The sequence below is a fragment of the Granulicella aggregans genome (assembly GCF_014203275.1).
Lineage (GTDB): Bacteria > Acidobacteriota > Terriglobia > Terriglobales > Acidobacteriaceae > Edaphobacter.
The window spans coordinates 1-18,151 of sequence record NZ_JACHIP010000026.1 but is presented as its reverse complement, the minus strand read 5'-3'; the positions used below and the strand labels follow the sequence as shown (position 1 = coordinate 18,151).

The 18,151-nt window shown below is 56.2% G+C and carries 16 protein-coding genes and 1 pseudogene; 10 read left to right on the top strand and 7 right to left on the bottom strand.

Features of this window, described 5'->3' with window-relative positions:
* Window positions 1–43: 43 nt before the first annotated feature.
* The 3 genes from HDF16_RS27520 (at window position 44) to HDF16_RS27510 (ending at window position 2,016) form a co-directional block, all read left to right on the top strand.
* Window positions 44–943 carry a LysR family transcriptional regulator gene (locus HDF16_RS27520; RefSeq protein WP_221313305.1) on the top strand — a complete coding sequence of 300 codons (900 nt, stop codon included), beginning with the start codon at window positions 44–46 and terminating at the stop codon, window positions 941–943.
* Window positions 944–1,080: 137 nt separating this feature from the next.
* Window positions 1,081–1,788, top strand: a complete 708-nt coding sequence (locus HDF16_RS27515) for an IS6 family transposase (RefSeq protein ID WP_432432297.1) — start codon at window positions 1,081–1,083, stop codon at window positions 1,786–1,788.
* Window positions 1,789–1,830: 42 nt separating this feature from the next.
* Window positions 1,831–2,016 carry a hypothetical protein gene (locus tag HDF16_RS27510; protein WP_184223722.1) on the top strand — a complete coding sequence of 62 codons (186 nt, stop codon included), beginning with the start codon at window positions 1,831–1,833 and terminating at the stop codon, window positions 2,014–2,016.
* A 271-nt stretch (window positions 2,017–2,287) separates the two neighbouring features.
* On the opposite strand, the gene HDF16_RS27505 is transcribed toward HDF16_RS27510, so the two are convergent.
* Window positions 2,288–4,084 carry a winged helix-turn-helix domain-containing protein gene (locus HDF16_RS27505; protein ID WP_281383584.1) on the bottom strand — a complete coding sequence of 599 codons (1,797 nt, stop codon included), beginning with the start codon at window positions 4,082–4,084 and terminating at the stop codon, window positions 2,288–2,290.
* On the opposite strand from HDF16_RS27505, the gene HDF16_RS27500 reads away from it, so the two are divergent.
* Window positions 4,074–4,709 (top strand): SgcJ/EcaC family oxidoreductase, encoded by a 636-nt coding sequence (locus tag HDF16_RS27500; RefSeq protein ID WP_221313301.1) that lies wholly within the window; start codon window positions 4,074–4,076, stop codon window positions 4,707–4,709. The genes HDF16_RS27505 and HDF16_RS27500 overlap by 11 nt on opposite strands.
* A 278-nt stretch (window positions 4,710–4,987) precedes the next feature.
* On the opposite strand, the gene ltrA is transcribed toward HDF16_RS27500, so the two are convergent.
* The 3 genes from ltrA to HDF16_RS27485 form a co-directional block, all read right to left on the bottom strand.
* Complete coding sequence (gene ltrA, locus HDF16_RS27495; RefSeq protein ID WP_348641453.1) at window positions 4,988–6,097, bottom strand: group II intron reverse transcriptase/maturase; 1,110 nt, start codon at window positions 6,095–6,097, stop codon at window positions 4,988–4,990.
* A gap of 1,218 nt (window positions 6,098–7,315) precedes the next feature.
* Window positions 7,316–9,382 carry a PP2C family protein-serine/threonine phosphatase gene (locus tag HDF16_RS27490; protein ID WP_221313299.1) on the bottom strand — a complete coding sequence of 689 codons (2,067 nt, stop codon included), beginning with the start codon at window positions 9,380–9,382 and terminating at the stop codon, window positions 7,316–7,318.
* A 314-nt stretch (window positions 9,383–9,696) separates the two neighbouring features.
* Window positions 9,697–10,254: a pyridoxamine 5'-phosphate oxidase family protein gene (locus tag HDF16_RS27485; protein WP_184223714.1), complete on the bottom strand. Its 558-nt coding sequence runs from the start codon at window positions 10,252–10,254 to the stop codon at window positions 9,697–9,699.
* Between the two features lie 318 nt (window positions 10,255–10,572).
* Between HDF16_RS27485 and HDF16_RS27480 the strand changes: the two genes are divergently transcribed.
* The 6 genes from HDF16_RS27480 to HDF16_RS27455 all read left to right on the top strand — a co-directional run bounded on the left by HDF16_RS27480 (window position 10,573) and on the right by HDF16_RS27455 (window position 15,848).
* On the top strand, window positions 10,573–11,598 hold the full coding sequence (locus HDF16_RS27480; RefSeq protein WP_246410338.1) for a VWA domain-containing protein: 1,026 nt from the start codon (window positions 10,573–10,575) through the stop codon (window positions 11,596–11,598).
* 296 nt (window positions 11,599–11,894) lie between these two features.
* Window positions 11,895–12,308, top strand: a complete 414-nt coding sequence (locus HDF16_RS27475) for a type II toxin-antitoxin system RelE/ParE family toxin (protein WP_246410337.1) — start codon at window positions 11,895–11,897, stop codon at window positions 12,306–12,308.
* Entirely contained in the window at window positions 12,298–12,615 is a 318-nt protein-coding gene (locus HDF16_RS27470; protein ID WP_131995785.1) for a helix-turn-helix domain-containing protein, read from the top strand. The genes HDF16_RS27475 and HDF16_RS27470 overlap by 11 nt, the downstream gene beginning before the upstream one ends.
* Before the next feature lie 151 nt (window positions 12,616–12,766).
* Window positions 12,767–13,792, top strand: a complete 1,026-nt coding sequence (locus tag HDF16_RS27465) for a DUF4034 domain-containing protein (protein WP_184223712.1) — start codon at window positions 12,767–12,769, stop codon at window positions 13,790–13,792.
* A 202-nt stretch (window positions 13,793–13,994) separates the two neighbouring features.
* Window positions 13,995–14,798, top strand: coding sequence for a hypothetical protein (locus tag HDF16_RS27460; RefSeq protein WP_184223710.1), 804 nt, complete (start codon window positions 13,995–13,997; stop codon window positions 14,796–14,798).
* Between the two features lie 141 nt (window positions 14,799–14,939).
* Entirely contained in the window at window positions 14,940–15,848 is a 909-nt protein-coding gene (locus HDF16_RS27455) for a TIGR03435 family protein (RefSeq protein ID WP_221313298.1), read from the top strand.
* A 181-nt stretch (window positions 15,849–16,029) separates the two neighbouring features.
* Here the strand turns inward: HDF16_RS27455 and HDF16_RS27450 are convergent, their stop codons facing one another.
* The 3 genes and pseudogenes from HDF16_RS27450 to HDF16_RS27440 form a co-directional block, all read right to left on the bottom strand.
* Window positions 16,030–16,608, bottom strand: coding sequence for an energy transducer TonB (locus tag HDF16_RS27450; RefSeq protein WP_246410336.1), 579 nt, complete (start codon window positions 16,606–16,608; stop codon window positions 16,030–16,032).
* Between the two features lie 318 nt (window positions 16,609–16,926).
* Window positions 16,927–17,595, bottom strand: a pseudogene (locus HDF16_RS27445) (IS30 family transposase); the annotation flags it as partial.
* A gap of 25 nt (window positions 17,596–17,620) precedes the next feature.
* Window positions 17,621–18,151: IS66 family transposase (locus tag HDF16_RS27440; RefSeq protein ID WP_184223704.1), on the bottom strand; the 531-nt coding region annotated here is incomplete at its 5' end.

The window sequence follows — 18,151 nt, the reverse complement described above, 5'->3', positions numbered from 1 at the left end:
TCCAATACTATCTGGTTAGCATTTCGATACCTTGGAGGCATCAGTGGAACTTCGACATTTGAAATACTTCCTCGCGGTAGCTGCCAGGGAAAATATGAGGCGCGCTGCGGGAGAACTCGGCATCGCCCAGCCGGCGTTGTCACGGCAGATCGCCGATCTCGAACGAGAGATGGGAGTTCAGCTCTTTGAACGCTTGCCACGAGGACTGCGTCTCAGCCCCGGTGGAATGGCTTTCCAAATTGAAGCCCAGAAAATCATGGACGATATGGGGACTGCTGTATCCGCCGCTCGGCGCGCGGCACGAGGTGAAGCCGGATCCCTTCAAATAGGTTTCGTCGACGCTGCATCGTGGCGAGGAGCATTTCCCAAAAGCGTTCACCGATATCGATCGCAATTTCCCAAGGTCAGTCTGCATTTGCTACCTATGGCTTCGGCTGAGCAATTGTCGAGAATCGGGTGCGGCGATCTTGACGGAGGCTTTTGCTATTCCTTTGAAACTATTCCCTCTGAATGTGAGAACATGCCTCTTCGGTTTGACAAAATGCTTTTGGGGGTGCCACAGACGTACCGGTGGGGAAAGCGACGAGACCTCCGGCTGAAGGACCTCAGCGACGAACCCTTCATCTGGTACCGCCGGTCGGACGCCCCACGATTTCACGATGCTCTCCTACAGACAATCACGGCGGCAGGACTTCCAATGCAAATCGTCCAGGAGGTCACGAACGGGACCAGTATGCTTAGTCTTATCTCCGCTGGTATCGGTTTAGGCTTCGTCAATTCCGCTCTGACAGATAGGAAACCCCGTCACGTCGCATTGTTGCCTGTGCGAGACCTTTCGCTTGACCTGCCTCTGGTTTTTGTCTGGCGTAAGGACAACAATGCTGCGACGCTGAAGCGATACATCCATTTATTGCAAACAATCGTGGGGTTGGTTCAGCCCTGATAGTGGCTTGATCATGTCATGCTTTCCCCCACGCACGAGATTGCCGATCTAACGGACTTTATTCGGCTCTGGTGCAAACTGAGCATCGAACCGAGTAGAGTGGGTTTTCGGGAAGTTGAGGACCGACTTTGGGCAAGCTGAGGAGCATGGAGGAGTTGTTTGCAGGGCGGCATTTCGACCGGGAGGTGATCATTCTATGTGTGCGTTGGTACCTCCGTTTCAAGCTGAGCTATCGCGATCTGGTCGAGATGATGGCTGAACGCGGACTGGGTCTTGCCCATACGACCATTCTGCGCTGGGTTCGGCGATATGTCCCGGAGTTCATCAAGCATTGGAACCGGTTTCGCAAGCCTGTTGGCAGATCCTGGCGAGTGGACGAAACCTATATCAAGGCACGCGGCCAGTGGACGTACCTGTATCGAGCCGTGGACAAGTCCGGTCAGACTGTTGACTTTCGGCTCAGCAAGAGACGGGACGTGGCAGCAGCCAAGGCATTCTTTCGTAAGGCCATCCGGCATGAAGGGCGGGCGCCGCAGACGATTACGTTGGACGGCTATGCCGCCTCGCATCGCGCGGTGCGCGAGATGAAGACCGACGGCGTGCTTCCAAGACGCACACGATTGCGATCATCGAAGTATCTGAACAACCTCATCGAACAGGATCATCGAGGCATCAAGTCAAGAACTCGCCCCATGCTTGGGTTCAAGAGCTTCTCCGCCGCTGCCGTCACCATTGCCGGAGTGGAACTGCTTCGTCGTATTCATAAGGCACAATTCTCCCTCAGCCGCCTCCAACTCAAAGACCATGCTGCGACCGTACTCTGGAATGCAGTGCTCGCTGCCTAATCAGAAACCACGTCGCCAGAAGAACCGCGGCCGTCGAGAAATTTGCACCAGAGCCCCCTCAAGCTCTACCGCAAGCCCCGAAGCAACTACAAGGCAGATATAGGGGCTATCAAGAAGCCAGCACAGGTCTTCGGTGGTGGCCAGGACGAATTGTCTGTCCCGGAGAAGTTCGCCGAGGTCTTCGGTGGAGTGCGCGGCGATATTCCTGTGACGATCACCCCGGGATAGGGTCATTCCGACATGATTACGAGACCCGAACCCATCACTGCCATCGTAAATACTTTTTCCAAAAGCTAGGCCACCTGCTCGAAACGGCGCCGATCTGTACTTCCGGAAGCCATCCTTTCAGCTACCTAAACTGTTCGCCCTTTGGTTTACTGACCAAAAAGCGCAGTTCTCTAATTAGGACGAAGATCACAAACGCAAATCGAGGCCGAGATCGATGGAGTCACGGCGCCGAATATTGCTTGAATCGGTGATGCAGAATTAGCGTACCCGATCATCCGCTGTTCACATGGCCCCGATTAGGAACCTGCGAGGGAGGGATTACCAGATTGGCTCTTTCCAAGGCGTCCGCATACTGGCTTTCTCCCAAACCGTTCCAGCGCGACTCAACTAACAAGAAGACTAGGCGCACATCGTTCTCCGCGAATGCTTCCTCGACCAGCTCGAGGGCGGTGGAATGAGCACCGACAGCCATTGCGGCGAGCCCGCGATGCAGGGGTGGGGACGGAGTTCTTGAGTGCATCTCCAGCATCGTCCGGAAAGCTTCGCCGGCCTCACCGTTTCGGCCCATTGCAGCGAGGGTATGGATGCGAAAAGCCAACGGTTCGCTATTGCCCATGGCAAAACGCTCTGAAACCTGGAATGAGCTGATCGCCTCACCGGACGTAGCTGACAGACCGTGACTTTGCCCCGGAACATGATCAGGCGTAGCGAGTGCCTTCCCGCGCATGAGATGGGCGACCCAGAACTGAGGTGCCATCTCCAGCACCTGTTCGAGCGGACGAAGCGCCTCCAGCGACCGACCTGCGTTGTAGAGAAAATGGCCATGATGAGTTCTCACAATAGGGGAAATTGGGTCTAGGATAAGCGCTGTGCCGAGAGTTGTCAGCGCCTGCTCGTGCTCGCCCAAAATCGAATGAAGATGAGCCAAGAACATTGGGGGAGCGCTGTCTCCTGGGTTCAGTGTGGAAGCGTGCTGGAAGTGGTGCCGGGCAGCATTCCAGTCACGCCGATACCAGAAGTCAACCAGCCCTAACGCGATATGCGCATCCGTTTGCGATGCATCCAGCGACAGTGCGTCGCTCGCCAAACCCTGTGCCGCCGGGAAGCAGTCATGCGGACGCAAGAGGCTGGTGATCGGCAGCACTGCATAACAGAATGCGAGACTTGCCATAGCCGGTGCGAATACGGGATCGATAGCAAGAGCCTCCCGCAGATAGCGTATGGCCGTCTCGATAGCAGGCTTGGTGCGCTGACTCAAGAGATGTCGTGCGCGGAGATAGCGGTCGTGCACCTCCACATTGATAGGGACGGCTCTACCTCTGTGAATGCTCGCTGCGGCATGTGGCGCGACTTGGATGCTAATTGCGGTAGCCGTTGCGAGCGCGATCTCTGATTGCATTGCGAGCGCGTCATCAAGCACGCGCTCAAAGCTCTCACTCCACAGCGCTATTCCGTCTATCGAGCGCAATAACTGCACTGTGACGCGAACTCTTCCAGAGTCACGCTTTACGCTTCCCTCCACGAGGTAATTAACCTTGAGTTCCCGAGCGATCTCTTCGACCGGCTTGCTCACATTGCGATACCGCATAACGGACGTCCGGGCGATCACCCCTATCTGTCCACGTAGCAGACGTGAGACGGCGCTGATCAGCTCCTCAGTCAATCCATCAGAGAAATAATCCTGTTCCGGATCGTTGGAGAGATTCAGCAACGGAAGAATGGCGAGTCTCTGCCCTTCCGGCACAGGCAGCGTGGTGTTGGGACGAGCGCTCTCTGATTTGGTGCCAGCCGGCATCCGAAGTCGGTAACCTCTGCCGGTGACGGTCTCGATCAGAGCCGGGTCGCCTAGCGCCTGTCGAATCTTCTTTACCGCCGTGTAAAGCGCCGCTTCTCCATTCAAAAACACGTCTTCGCCCCATACCCGGCGTAGGGCCTCGTCATGAGACACCACGCCGCCCCGGCTTTCAACCAGCAAGAACAGTAGCTCTAGAGGCTTTGGGTCCAAGCGCACGATTGTTCCATCACGGCGTAGTGAAAAGCTTCGTCTGTCGAGTTCGATGCCGTCCATCTTCCATATACCATCGCTCACCGCTCGTTCTCCGCTATTCAGAAAAACTCCAGACCATGTTCAGGAGTTGAAGAAAGGTTCTTGTCATTATGAATCCAAGTCGACCCATCGGCTCAGGGATGCCAAATTGCGAATTCGAAATTGGATAGGTGCACTCATCATGACGCTTACACTCGGAACCACTGGTTGCAGCGGGGTAAAAGCAGCTGAAGACACCCCTCGGGTTGCCATCGAGAAAGTACTCGCCACGGAACAGTCAGCCTGGAACGCTGGCGACAGCATTTCATACGCCGCTGAATACACCGATGACGCAGACTTCATCAATATTCGAGGTCAAGTGTTTGCGGGAAAACCAGCGGTTCAGCAGCAGCACGCCAAGATATTTGCCGGGCCATTTAAGGGCAGCGACATCACCATCGTCGTACGCAAATTCAACCAGATATCAGATTCCGCCGTCCTAGTCGACACTGACCAGACAGTCACCCATTTCGTGGGTCTACCGCCCGGGATCGTCGAGTCATCTCCAGGCACGCTTGTCACCCACTTCAAATATCTGGCAATCAAGCAAATCGATGGTACTTGGAAGTTTGCTTCCGGGCAGAATACTGTCGCGCTTCCAAACTAAGTGCAGCGGAGGCTGTTCAGCCTGAGCCAGTAACGTGGACGAGCGGTGCCTGGAGACCTCAACGTGTCAGAGATCGGAGTAGATTGAAGACGATGCTTGCTTGGTATCCCGTCCGAAACGGGTAGAGTCGGGATGTGACGCGGTGGTTTAGGAATGGCCTATCTGTTTCCGGCCCTTTCGTTTGCCGGTGCCTCATTATCCATTCCGTGCCCCGTCTTCACATCCCGCTCATCGAACCGGACATGCGGATCTCGCGCATCCGGCTCTCGGACCGAACATCATGCCTTAGCCCACGGAAGGCTCTGCGGAAGCTTCGGCAGGCAGATGAGTCCCATCTGTTGATACAAGAACTCGTCGGGATAGCGCTTCGGTCTCCCGCTGCTCTGCTTATGCTTCTTGCCGAGCCACCGGCGCAGCCGGGTCGTGGTGTATCTGTCGAGGAATCGATAGGCTTTCGTGATAGGACCAAGCTTGAAGTAGTTGGTCCACCCACCCAGCTTTTGATTCAGACATCGCACCATATCGCCGGCATCCATCCATTCCATGTTCCGATCTGTCTGGATACGCACAGCCTCAGTCATGCGCCGGGTGCTCTTGCGCGACGGCCAGGTGGCGATATAAGGCCGCCTGGTTTTCGCCGCGTGGCGCTGACCAAAGGTGTACCCCAGGAAGTCGAACTGCTCTTCCGGAACGCGGCACGTTCGCGTCTTTTCTTCGTTCACCGTCAGCTTCAGTTGGCCCATCAGCCGCCGCATGGTTTCCAGCGCCTTGACGGCATTGTCCTCCTTGCAGCAGATAACCAGATCGTCCGCGTAATTGACGATCTGTGCGCCAAGCCGATGCTCCGCGCCGGTCCGCTTCGATCCCAGAATGAACCGCCGCATGTACAGATTGGACAGCAGCGGTGAGATAGGCGAACCCTGCGGAATACCTTGCCTGGTATCTCGGTTGATCGTCGTGCGCCTCTTGCGGCCCCTTTCGTCTCGCTCTTCCACCGGAGCGTCGAGCCACATGCTGAGCAAGCGCAGAACACGCCTGTCCGCGATGCGACGCGCCACCGATTTCATTAGCTCGGCGTGCGGGATCGTGTCGAAGTACCCGGCCAGATCGGCGTCCACAACACTCCTGTGGCCGCCGGTCAAAAGCCGGTGCACTCTACGCACGGCGTCCTGTGCACTCCGGTCTTGCCGGTAGGCGTATTGCTCAGATGGCATGTCGGCCTCGAAGATAGGTTCGAGGACCAACATGGCTGCCATCTGGCATACCCTGTCCGCCAGCCGCGGAATGCCGAGAGGCCTCTGTTTGCCGTTCGGCTTTGGAATATAGACCCGTCGTACTGCGTCCGGGCCATAGCTCTCCTCTCTGAGTTGTTGCGCAAGTTCCCCGATCCAGCGTTCTCGCCCATACGCCTCACCGCTTCGAACGTGATGCCGTCTACTCCGGCTGCGCCCATGTTGGCGCGGCAGCGAGCGTAGGCGTGCTCCAGCACGTCCGGTCGGTAGATCTTGTCGTATAAAGCGTAGAAGCGGAAGTCGGGTTCATCCTTCGCTTTTGCATGGAACGCCGTCCGCAGTCTCTGAACGCTTTCCGGAGTTGATAGGTCGCCCAATCTCCTGTCCCTTTCCGCTTTCCGCGTTGGTTCTGAACTGAGGCTCCTTCCCTCCACCGGCATTACCCGGCATCCTCGGTACTACGAGCCTCTCCGCCACCCCATCGCGCCCGGCCGGTCCGTCACCGGCTGCCGGTTGACCGATGCGCTCGATCACGCGTGGGGCTTCCCGTGTTGCATCGGTCTTCCTCTTGTATGCATGCTGTCGCCACTACCCCGGCGGAACCACAGGGTGCTTTCCTCGCTCACTCCCCCCGTGATGGCAGCCTTCCCCGTTATTATGGCGGGTCGGCTTCCGCATTGCGTTTTTCGAGGCCTGCTCAGCGTTTACTCGCGTTACGGCCTGCATACTCGCCAAGTCACATAATGACCCTCTCCACCGGAGGCTTCAGCCGCTTCGTTGCCTCCACGGCTGCCCCGATTGCTACCGGCTGGAGCGAAAGCTGCCGGGCGGGATTCGCACCCGCTGGAAAACCGTGCCTTGGCACGGCGCACACGATAGAGCACGTTAGCGATTCGGCCCCTCCGCTGAGCCGTTCACCGACGTGCTCCCTCTCAGAACTCATCATCTTGCTGAATGCGGGCAAACAGCAACCGAGAACTGATTGCGAGAACGCAGGACGTGAGATTCTTTGCCCGGGGATTTCTCGATTCCAAACCTTCCCACAAACCAGCGTTTTTGAGGATGGGAACCTCCAAGGCCCGCAATTTAGCGGCTGGAGGAAGCTCGCCTGAATGTCCTTTAAGGGCCCGTAAAGCCATCTGTGAGGCATCGGGGTTGGAGAATGATTGTATCTGTTGCCGGCACGGCCCCCTTGGGGTGAACCCTTTAGTTGAGACAGAGTGCAAAGGGTACACCCGCCGTTGGCTGTATTTTTGTTTCTCAAGCTACTGTATTCGTTGCACACTGTGGCACAACTGGTGAGGCGGGGGCCGACCCTGGTGGAGACCACCCCGCCGAGGAATAGCCAGCCGGAGTCTTAACCCGCGCTGAAGTTCAAGCAAGGCGAGTGACGGCTACGAGGCTGATGTCGTCTTCTTGGCCGAAATGTTCGGCGGCATCGGCGAGGACCTTGACCGCAACGTTCGCGCGGAGGAGTTGAGATACACGATCGAAGCCGAAGAGCTGGCCATTCTTGTCTGTTGCCTCGATGATTCCATCGGAGATGATGACGAGCCTATCGCTTGGAGCGATGTGGAAACGCGTGACGGAAAACTCCGATGCTTCGATCATGCCGAGCGGAAGCGCTCCTTCCATTTCAAGAGACAAACCGTTGAGGTAGGGCGGAAGGTGACCCGCATTGGCGAGAGTAACATTCCCGTCAGCGGCAATAGAAAGGGCAAGGCAAGTGGCCTGGGAGGAGTTTCGACCGACAAGGCGGCGATTCAGGGCTTCAAGGAGGAACAGCGGGTCGGCGTTAAGTTCGGCTGTGCTTCGGATCGCCCCGACGAGCAGAGCGACGGTCATCCCGGCCTGGAGGCCCTTGCCGGTCACATCTCCAGCGACGATGAGGATGCTGCCATTAGAGGCGTGCGGGATGATTTGGAAGAAGTCGCCGCCAACCAGCCGGGCAGCGCGGTACTCGGTCTCGATGAGAAGGCCGGGATACATGGTGCGGGATTCGGGAAGGATGACCTGCTGAACCTCTGCGGCCTGCTGAATGTCCCGAGCCTGCTCTCGCTGCAGACGGAGCGAGAAGAAAAGGCGGCGTAAGAGAAGCAGGAAGAGTGCGAGCGCCAGGAGAAGATCAGCGACGACGGCAGGGGTCACTCCTACTCCAAAGATCTCCCAGCCGTCAAACCGAGTTAGGAGAACTAGCTCGCGCTGGAAGCGGACAAGCCCGAGTAGCAGTACCGCGGGCAGGGCGATCCAACCCTCCCGGCCCTGTTTGCGAACTCCAAGAATCACTACCAGAAACAGCAGAGCAAGGAAACCCAGCCTCACTACAACTGTGAGCAGTAGGAAGGCTGCGGCGACCCGATGCGAGGAGAGACCGAAGATGAGTTCTTCGCCAATCAGGTCCCCAACCATGAAGAGCAGCGTCAAGGCTCCAATCGCGCCGGGCAGCCAGACGGGACGCTCCAGCCGGAACCAGACAAGCCACATCATAACCCACACCCCAAGAATCACTGGAGTGAGAACGGCGTCCATGAGGATATTTGCCGTCGAGGAACCTACAATCTGGTTTACGGAATAGATTATCTCCACTACTCTCAGGGCACCCAGCAGAAGGTAGCCGACCGCGATCCAGGAGTAGACCTTGTCGGAGCGGTCAAAGACTGAAAAGCCGATGGCCAGAAGAACGAACAGAAAACACAGGAGTGCTTCGGCCGGCTCTTCGGCAAACAGTCGAATCAGGTTGAGTCGGTGAAGCTGATGAAGCTTGGCGACAGCATCCGCCTCACCGAGGCGCAATGGGCCGTGAAAGCCGCCTGCATTTGGAACCATAAGGGGCGTGAAAGGTGCCATCCAGACGCGAAACGCGAACGTACGCGTACCGTCGGCCAACCCATTGGGAGCAGCCGACGGGAGCTGAAAAATAGTCGGCTGATAAGAGTAGACAGTTGGATGGCTGGAGGAAAAGTCGCCGAAGCTGCCGATTAGAGTGCCATTGTCAAAGACCTGGAAGCCATCATCTACTGTGTCGGGGCCAGTAAGGGCGAGGCGTGTTCCTGTCGGTGCGTCAATTTTTACGCGAATTCGATACCAGGCATAACCGGAGTAGCCGGGATGGCCATTGACTGTCCAGCCGGGGACATAGTCTGGGTAACCAAAAAAGGGATCGAGCGTGGGCCGAGCTGGGGTGAGACTGATCGTCTCCCATTCCGAGTCGTCGAACAAAGAGTTGGCCCATAGTGGCTTTTTAGTGACAGGATCAAGCGGCGAATCTCCGATTGTGAATTTCCATGCGCCTCCAAGCAGAGAGACCGATTGGCCGACGGTGATGTGGGTGACGTCGTTAGGGGCATGGAGAGAGGACTGTGCAACGGTAGGAATGCGGACGACAAGAGAGAGCAAGAAGATGAGAAAAAATCTCGGCGCATTCGGGACCGGCAGCCTCAATGGATTTGATCCTCATGCGTACTATAGCGAAACAGGCACCTCGGTCAAACGACTTTCGTGAAGCTGGCGGAACGGATCGCGCTATGATCAGCGACACTTAAAGTTCCTTGCTGGCGACAATTATTTCTCCCTATCGGAAGTGAGTTGAAACGATGCGGGAAAGTGAAGGTCTTTGGTCAAGTGTCTTCGGCACTTACCTGATTGAAATTGTCGAGCGTATACCGCGCCCGCATCGCCTTCATCATCGGTTGCCCCTTCGCTGATTCTCAGCTATGGGATACGTTTAGCGGGGGCTAGATCACTTCATAGTGCTTTTAAGTCGTCACGCCTTCGGGTTGCCAAGTTTCGGGTTTGCCCCTAAGGTCTGCTGTCATTACTTCCAGCCAATGCGGTTTGAAGCCTATGAGCACAAAGTCGGCGGGGTATTGGGGGAAATAGCTTTTTATCATGTCGCCTTTGTAGGGGTTCTTTACGGCGATCAGGGCTGCGTCGGTATGAGCATGAGCCTCCCCCATGAGGCTCACGTAAGCTCCATTGGCATCGTCGTTGAAGTGGAGGGTGGCGGCCGGGTTGGCAGCGAGCTGCTCAAGTTTGCGGCTGCCTTTGCGGGTGCCGATCCAAATAGAGAGGTCTTCATCGGGGGCGGAGGCGAGGACGGAGCGGGCCCGGGGGTGTCCGTTGGCGTCGAGAGTGATAAAGGTAGTGATGGTGTCCTGAAGGATGAGGGCGCGGGTGGCGGCGAAAAGGATTGTAGGGTCGCTGACGCGATATAGATTATGGGGGGGCTGCTCGGCGAGAAGGCTGGGGCTAAAAAGGGTTTCGAAGCCGGCGAAGGAGGCGAGGGCGATCAGCTTGCGGCGATCAAAGTTCATTCTGACTGTATCCTTTGTCGGGTATGCGGACGGAGTGTGATTTCCGGACCACTTTTCTGATAATAGTGCTTGTTTACGCGCAGGCAACAATTTCTCAGCCACATAGCAGCAAGGAGGAGTGGGGTGTGGTTGATTAGAACCGCGAAACTTTAGTTGTGATGAGAACCGCAGGACAGGCACGACCTTTCGCGCATGATAATGCGCATTATCATGCGTGATAGTGCGGCTATCGTGATGAGGTCTTAACCGTCTATAGCCTAGTCCCAATTACGATACGAAAGAGTTCATTGGAAGGGTCCCCTTGAAGAAGGTTCGCCCATGAATCTCCGAGCTGCGATCGCGATCGGCTGCATGACCTTGGCAGCTCAGGAGTCGTTCGTACTCGCGCAACTCTCTACTCCACAAGGCTCGCAAACTCCCTCTCTCACTGCGCACTCTACCCTGGTCCTTGTGCCCGCCCTTGTCCGCACGAAGTCTGGAAACCTGGTCTTCACCCTCACTTTCGAAGACTTCGTGCTTACCGACGATGGAGTGCCACAGAAGCTCACGCTTGAACAGGACGCCGGTGGCGAGCCCCTGGCCGTGGTCCTCGCCGTTGAAACAGGGGGCGCGGGTGCCCGCGAGTTGGATAAACTCGGCGCCTTGGCTCCAATGATTGAATCCGTCGTCGGCAATATTCCCCACAAAATTGCTGTGGTCGCATTCGACAGTAAGCCCGCGCTGACGCAGGACTTCACTCCAAGCACTGAGGCGACGGCAGCCGCCATTCACGATCTCAGCTCAGGAGATGACGGAGCTGCAATTCTCGATGGCCTTGGATTTTCGGTCGACCTTCTCCGCAAACAGCCATCTGAATATCGCCGCGCGATTCTGCTGATTTCGGAGTCTGTAGATCGGGGCAGCCATCTCAAACTCGAAGATGCGTTGCGCACCATCAGCGACACCAACACCGCCATCTATAGCGTCGGCTTCTCCACCGGCAGATCCGAGGCCGCGCACTACGGCTCAAGGGAGCTTCCTACTCAGCGTATTCAATCAAACGGCAGTTGGCTCGCGCTCGAGAACCCGAACTCGAACCCTTCAAACGGATGCATGGGAAAGGAGACCAGCCCTGATTCCGGAAACATTACGAAGGGGCAGCGATACGATTGCCTCGCCCTGCTCGCACCGCCACTAGCAATAGCCAAGATGGCTGCCATCGCAGCCACTGATGGGTTGCGCCGCAACATCCCCGAGACCGTCGCCAATCTTACTGGTGGTGAGTACTTCAAACTCACTGACTCCAAAAGCCTTGCACGCAGCTTGAAAGTATCTCCAACCACCTCCCCAATCGCTACGTCCTAAGTCTTCAGCCTCAAGCTCCGCACCTGGGGCCGCACGTTCTTAGCCTGCGTTTGCGAGACTATTCAACACTCAGGGTCACAGCCAGAAGCAGCTATTGGGCAGATCCAGAGGCCACATCCCTCGGGCAGCCTTCAAGTCCCCACTGAATCAGCAGGTACTTGAATGGATGTTTCAGCGACCGCAAGCAAGAAAGGGAAGCGGACTAAACGCCCGTTTCAAGAGTAACAAACCGATCCTGTCGCAGCCTGAGGGGATGACATCCGACGTCTATGGCACTAAGTGCTAGACTTTAGGTAATGAGACCGGCACCCTCCAGAACGCTGTCGGTCTACAAAGGCAAGGCGTTCGTCCGCTTCGCCAGAAAAGCTCGCATTACCGATGCCGATCTTTGGCAGGCAGCACAGCGGGCGAATGATGGCCTGATCGACGCCGATCTCGGTGGAGGGGTGATCAAGCAGCGAATCGCTCGGGCAGGGGAAGGGAAGTCCGGAGGTTCGCGGTCGATCATCCTCTTCAAAAAGGACAACCGCGCTGTGTACGTCTACGGGTTCGAAAAGAAGGATGCAGCCAATATCGACCGCCGGGAACTGGAAGCATTTCGAGAGCTTGCGGAAGTGATCCTTGGCTATACGGATGTTGAGATCGAACAACGAGTGAACGATGGAGCGCTCTTCAACGTGGAAGAGCCTGGAGAAGACAATGCCAAGTAAACATCGGAGTGACGCCTTAGCTGCCATTCACGAGACGGCAGCCGATCTGCACCGCGTCGGCGGGATGGATCAAAAGACAATGCGCAAGTTCGACGCGCTGTGTCTTACACCCATCCAGGAGATGACGCCTAAGAAGATTCGCGCTCTGCGAACTCGTGAAAAGGCCAGTCAGACTGTCTTTGCCGCCTATCTGAACGTCACCCCTAGCCTGGTCAGCAAGTGGGAACGTGGGGAGAAACACCCCCAGGGAGCGTCTCTAAAGCTGCTTTCCCTCGTAGACAAAAAAGGCTTGGAAGTCGTCGCCTGATTCTGAGTACAACGCTGAAACGGTGGTTTCAGACGAGTACAGCGGTTTCAGGGTTCGCGAAGCGTAAGAAGCGTAAAAGTATGGCTTTTAGGTCGTGGCATGGAACTGACGCCGATGTACGCTGTGACCAGCCTTTGGCTGGAGGACCGCTATGCATATGTTTGCGTCCATCGTTTTGATGGCGACGTTCTTAAATGCTGGAACTCTTGACGGACAAGCTACTCCTGTCACGTCGGTTGCAGTGGCCGACGTGAACGATTCCGACAGCAGCTTTGCCGAGCATGTGGCGACGCTGCTCATCGAACATCAATTCGCGGATCTGGATCGACTCGCCGATACACTTCGCCGGGACCGAACACGATCACGCGGAGGAGCCTGGCGCCTACACGAGTTTTATGGCGCGCTGGACAGTCCGCTCAAGTCCGAGCCTGACACCGTCGCGCACCTTAACTTGCTGCGTGCTTGGATGGCCGCTAGCCCTCAATCGATTACGGCGCGGGTGGCGCTGGCAACCAGCCTGACACGATGGGCTTGGGTGGCACGCGGCAAGAGTTTTGCAGACGAAGTAGCGCAAGACAGATGGCCGCTCTTTCAGCAACGAATTCAAGAGGCTGAGGCTGTGTTGCGCGGCTCGGAATTGATAACCCCCATGTGTCCGCAGTGGTTTGGTGCCATGATGGCTGTGGGTCTGGCAAATGGCTGGCAGCCTGCGCAGGAAAAGGCCGTCATGGAGCGGGGACTTCTTCTAGAGCCTGGCTACTTCTACCTGCAAGAGGAGTACTCGACATTCCTGCAGCCAAAATGGTATGGCAATCAAGGAGAAGCTGCGACCTTCGCAAAACAGTCAGCGGACGGCGTTGGGGGTGATGCTGGCGACGCGCTTTACTTCAGGCTGGCGGGAGTTCTCGCAAGGTTTGGCCGTGGCAACACCCTAGCTAAGGAGATGGATTGGCAACGCATACAAGAGGGATATGCCGCCCTCGTCGCTACGTATGGCCGTGATCAACGGCTCACTAACGAGCTGGCTCTACTGGCATACTTCAATCGAGATCGGACGACTGCCTTAAAGCTGTTTACGGAACTGGGTTCGCAGTGGTCGGAGCGCGTATGGGGCAACCGAGACAGGTACGAACACGCGCGGGATTGGGCCAATTCACACACAGACTGGCCGGAGTGAGCAGCGATCCGTCCCAGTAAGCGGCGGTTTCAGAGCTTACCCACGACAACTCCGGTTGTCAGGGGTAGTTTCCGCAAACGCCATTTTTCGCGCATAGCGGTGGCCAAGGGAGTAGCGGCCTTTCAGAGATGTAAATTGCACGACTGGCATCCTGAGTGGCTTAGGGCAGGCATTTATTATCGGCTGGTGGGGGAGGAGTGCAATGCTGGAAAACACCCGACTTGGCGGCTATCGCTTCCTATCGATCTTGATTGCTTGCGTAACCGCGTCTCTGAGCATGGGGTTTGGTCAGACTGCTCCTCGTCCAACCCTTGACGAACTTTTACTTCGCCTTCAAAGCAATCTGGACGATTACAAACAAGCTATACCAAGTTTCTTCTGTAGCGAGACCGTCGCCACGTCTCTCAACTATTCTCGAAAGCATCAAGTTACGGTCACGGATTCAATTTTCAAGGTCATACGTTCAGCCTCGGGAGCACTCATGGAATCGCATGAAATTCAGGCTGTTACTGGCCCCCCTGTCCCGGCGGGATCCTTCGGTGGTCCAGGCAGTATCCGTGGCGTGCTTACAGGGGGGCTCGAAACCGTTTCAACCAGCCAGAATGCTTGCATGCACTATGTCCTAGAGCCGGTAAGCGATAGTAATGAACGCGGCCCCTACATCATCCGTTTCACTACGCGACCGGACTCGTTACGACGACCAGAGTGCGTATTGCACGACGAGGCTTCTGGTCAGGTCTTGGTCGACCCGAAAACTCTGCGAGTCACCCGAATGGAATTTACGGCACCGAACCGCGTCATTGACGCGGCAGAGATTGGCACTTGGCACCTGTCGATCAACTATGCACCGGTGGTCTTGATGGGAAAGACCTTCTGGATGCCATCCGTCCTTCATTCGACGGCAGTCCCAAACGAATCGGACGACGCTGTAAGCTATGCTTTCTCTTCCCGTTATACAGACTTCCATAAGCTGGAAGTGACGTCCCAAATGCTGCCTGTTCGCTGATTTGGCGGCACTGGCTCACTTCAATGACGCAACGTCACTCCTGATCCCGTAGTGATATACGTGCTTCCCCAAAATTTGACCGTTGAGACCGCCCCGTGTTTAGGCAGATCAGTTTGCTACGCTAACGGTATGCGACGGATCATGCTGTTGTTCATTGGTGTGGCAGCCAGCACGGGGTTGTGTTTAGCCCCGGCTCATTCACAGAACACGTTGCTGCCGCCTCACAAACTACAGTTCGAGGTGGCCTCCATTAGAGAGAGCCGGTTAGGTGGTAAGGCGAACTCCAGCTTTCCGCTCGACCGTAGCGAAACCTATTCCCCCACGGGGGGGAGCTTCGTGGCAACGAATCAATCCGTTGTTACTCTGCTGATTTTTGCGTACAAGATAAAAGTCAGTGAGTTCAGCAGCGGATTGATGGGTCATCTTCCTAAATGGGCCACATCAGAGAGATTCGACATTAACGCGAGAGCCGGGTCGGAATCGCCAACGAAAGACGACATGAGATCGATGGTTCAATCTCTTCTCGAAGATCGGTTCAAGTTGAAAGCTCACAGAGAGATGCAGATGAAGCCGGTTCTTGGTATGCACCTAACTAAATCCGGAATGACAGGGCCTCAGTTGCGATCACATATCCCCAACTCCGCGTGTTTGACGCTGCCCTTCCTTGCAACGGAAACACTCGTCCCGAGTCTGGTTGGAAGGTGGCCAGCGACTTGTGGCGACGGCACTGAGCTTCGAATCTCGAGGTACAGGCTTAGAGAGGGCGGTCGCGACATGAAGATGAGTGCGATTGCGGACTGGCTGAGCGGCGCTGGCGACACGGAGCGCCCGATCGTCGACAAGACTGGGCTGCAAGGGACATTGGATTTCGTTTTGGAATTTGATCCTGAGTCTTTAGATCGAGAAGGTCTTAGCAGTACGCCACGCGACGACTCTGGACCGAACTTTATCGATGCCATAAAGGAACAGCTTGGCGTCCAGCTGAAGAAGGAAGAGGACTCGATAACCCTGTTTACGATAGACGGCATCGAGTATCCTACGGCGAACTAATTGCAGCTTCCCCTCTCCCGCAAAGTCGGTGTTTTGGGAAAGAACGCCGGTGTGGCCGTCCGAACGGATCGAAGTTGCCGACAACCCCGTTTTCCTTGAAGTGCGATATCAAAGTCTGCTGCTTGCCACGAGAACTACTTAGTTGGATCAGCTCTGCCCGAACTCTTTCACGCTATTCTCTCTAATGTCCAAAGTCTATGTTCAGCGTGATCGTTGTTTCGACCTCCACCGGGGTGCCGTCGATAAGAAATGGTTTATAACGCCACTGCCTGACAGTATCCGCGACGGGTATACGAAGAAATTCAGGACCAGAAATCGGCATTAGCTCCAGGACTGTACCATCCGGTCCAATGACGGCGCTTAGGACAGTCGCTCCACTGACCTTTGCATCAACGGGCAATGTAGGGATGATGGGCTCTGTTCTATACAAGACCCGTCCAGCCATCACGCCTGAGGAGACGCGCACGCGGCCAGGTGACACGGGTTCGAAAAGCACCCCAGCACCAAGGCTCTCAGATATGCCCATGGTCAGATCGACGGGAACCGGTCTCCCATCGAGGATGTAGGGACGATAGGTCCACTGCTTGACCGCGTCCACTGTCTCTTGTCGCAGCGCCTCTGGACCACTAACAATCGTCACACTCTCCACATTTCCGTTGCAGCCAACGAGCGCTCGAAATAGTAAAGCGCCTTTGACTCCCGTTCGACGAACAATCGTTCCATAGTTTGGGGTGACCTCATGAATCAACAAAGGCCTCATCACACTGGCAGAAAGCTTGATGGGAGGCCCACATGGTTGTGTTGATGCTTGCGCGTAGGTTTGCATCGTCGCCATTGGCAGGAAACAACTGCAGAAAAGAAGAGCTGAAGAGTTTCGCATGTTCACCTCCGAGGGCAACCATCACGCGCAGGAATGTCTTTTATATCGCAGCGATGACTTGTTTGAACATCGTACTAGTCCTAGTGACCGCCCCTGTTGAATGATCGTTTCTAGGTCACTCCCGCAAAGTCGGTGTTTTGGGAAAGAACGCGGTTCAAGCATCCAAACGGGCCGAAGTTTCCGCAATTGCCGGCGGTCTCAACGGGTCGACGCAACACTGGCATGGAGTTTACTAGCAGGGGTATCAAAGTCCAACGTTTTCCTTGGGCGTTGATTGAGTTGCCGTGCCACTTTATCGAGGTCGGCCTGGGAATATCCGGACAGGTCGGTTTTCTTCGGGAAGTACTGTCGTAGCAAACCGTTGGTGTTTTCGTTGGAGCCGCGCTGCCATGGGCTCTGCGGATCGCAGAAGTAGACGTTGACCTTGGTGGCGATGGTGAAGTTTTTGTGACTGGCCAGCTCTAGTCCTCGATTCCAGGTCAGTGACCGCCGCAGCGACGCGGGGAGTTTACGAACCTGCCGGCTCAGCGCATCGACGACGGTCGCTGTGTCCTTGCTGGGCACGTTGACCAGGATGACGAAACGCGAATACCGTTCGACCAGGGTTGCGATATGAGTGTTCTTGCTGCCTGCGAGCAGATCGCCCTCCCAATGACCGGGGATGGCGCGGTCTTCAATCTCCGCAGGCCGCTCGCGGATAGAAATGGCATCGACGATCTGACCCTGGGAGTGCCCTGTTGCTCGAGCATGTACCGAGCGACGAATGAATCGCTTGGACCGAAGATGCTGAATCAGCTCCTTCTTCGTAAGCGTTTGATCTTCCCCTCTGGCCGAATCGACATTTGTCTGAGTTGTGTGGGCTAAGTGTCCGTTTATTTTAGGCGGACACTTGTTAGGTGTGGGTCGTTATGTCTGATCGGGGAGCGACGGGGATGTTCCAGGGCAGGAGCTCTGCGATGCGGTTGACGGGATGGTCAGCGATGTTGGTGAGGACGTATCTGAGGTAGTGCTCCGGGTTGATCCCGTTGAGCTTGGCTGTTCCGAGCAGCGAGTAGATCGCGGCGGCGCGTTCTCCTCCTGGGTTCGAGCCTGCGAAAAGGTAGTTCTTGCGTCCGAGCGCGACGACGCGCAACGCGCGTTCGGCGGCGTTGTTGTCGATCTCGACGGTGCCGTCGTCGAGGTAGCGTGTAGGCGCGACCCAACGAGAGAGCGCGTAGCGAGTCGCTCCGGCCATATCGCTCTTGGCAGAGAGGGTCTGAAGCATCTGATCAAGCCATGCGCGAAGTTCTTCCATCACCGGCCTGGCACGTGCTTGTCTGACTGCGTGCCGGATCTCTGGCGGGCTTCCGCGCATCTGTTTTTCGACGGCGTAGAGCAAGCCGATGCGCCGGATGGCCTCGGAAGCAGTAGCCGACGCGGTGGC

Bases quoted from the DNA above. Each gene is read 5' to 3' on its own strand.
- HDF16_RS27480 (WP_246410338.1), top strand. From the start codon at position 10,573: ATGAATCTCCGAGCTGCGATCGCGATCGGCTGCATGACCTTGGCAGCT.
- HDF16_RS27455 (WP_221313298.1), top strand. From the start codon at position 14,940: ATGCTGTTGTTCATTGGTGTGGCAGCCAGCACGGGGTTGTGTTTAGCC.
- HDF16_RS27460 (WP_184223710.1), top strand. From the start codon at position 13,995: ATGCTGGAAAACACCCGACTTGGCGGCTATCGCTTCCTATCGATCTTG.
- HDF16_RS27465 (WP_184223712.1), top strand. From the start codon at position 12,767: ATGCATATGTTTGCGTCCATCGTTTTGATGGCGACGTTCTTAAATGCT.
- HDF16_RS27450 (WP_246410336.1), bottom strand. From the start codon at position 16,608: ATGAGGCCTTTGTTGATTCATGAGGTCACCCCAAACTATGGAACGATT.
- HDF16_RS27475 (WP_246410337.1), top strand. From the start codon at position 11,895: ATGAGACCGGCACCCTCCAGAACGCTGTCGGTCTACAAAGGCAAGGCG.
- HDF16_RS27470 (WP_131995785.1), top strand. From the start codon at position 12,298: ATGCCAAGTAAACATCGGAGTGACGCCTTAGCTGCCATTCACGAGACG.
- HDF16_RS27485 (WP_184223714.1), bottom strand. From the start codon at position 10,254: ATGAACTTTGATCGCCGCAAGCTGATCGCCCTCGCCTCCTTCGCCGGC.
- HDF16_RS27505 (WP_281383584.1), bottom strand. From the start codon at position 4,084: ATGGACGGCATCGAACTCGACAGACGAAGCTTTTCACTACGCCGTGAT.
- HDF16_RS27500 (WP_221313301.1), top strand. From the start codon at position 4,074: ATGCCGTCCATCTTCCATATACCATCGCTCACCGCTCGTTCTCCGCTA.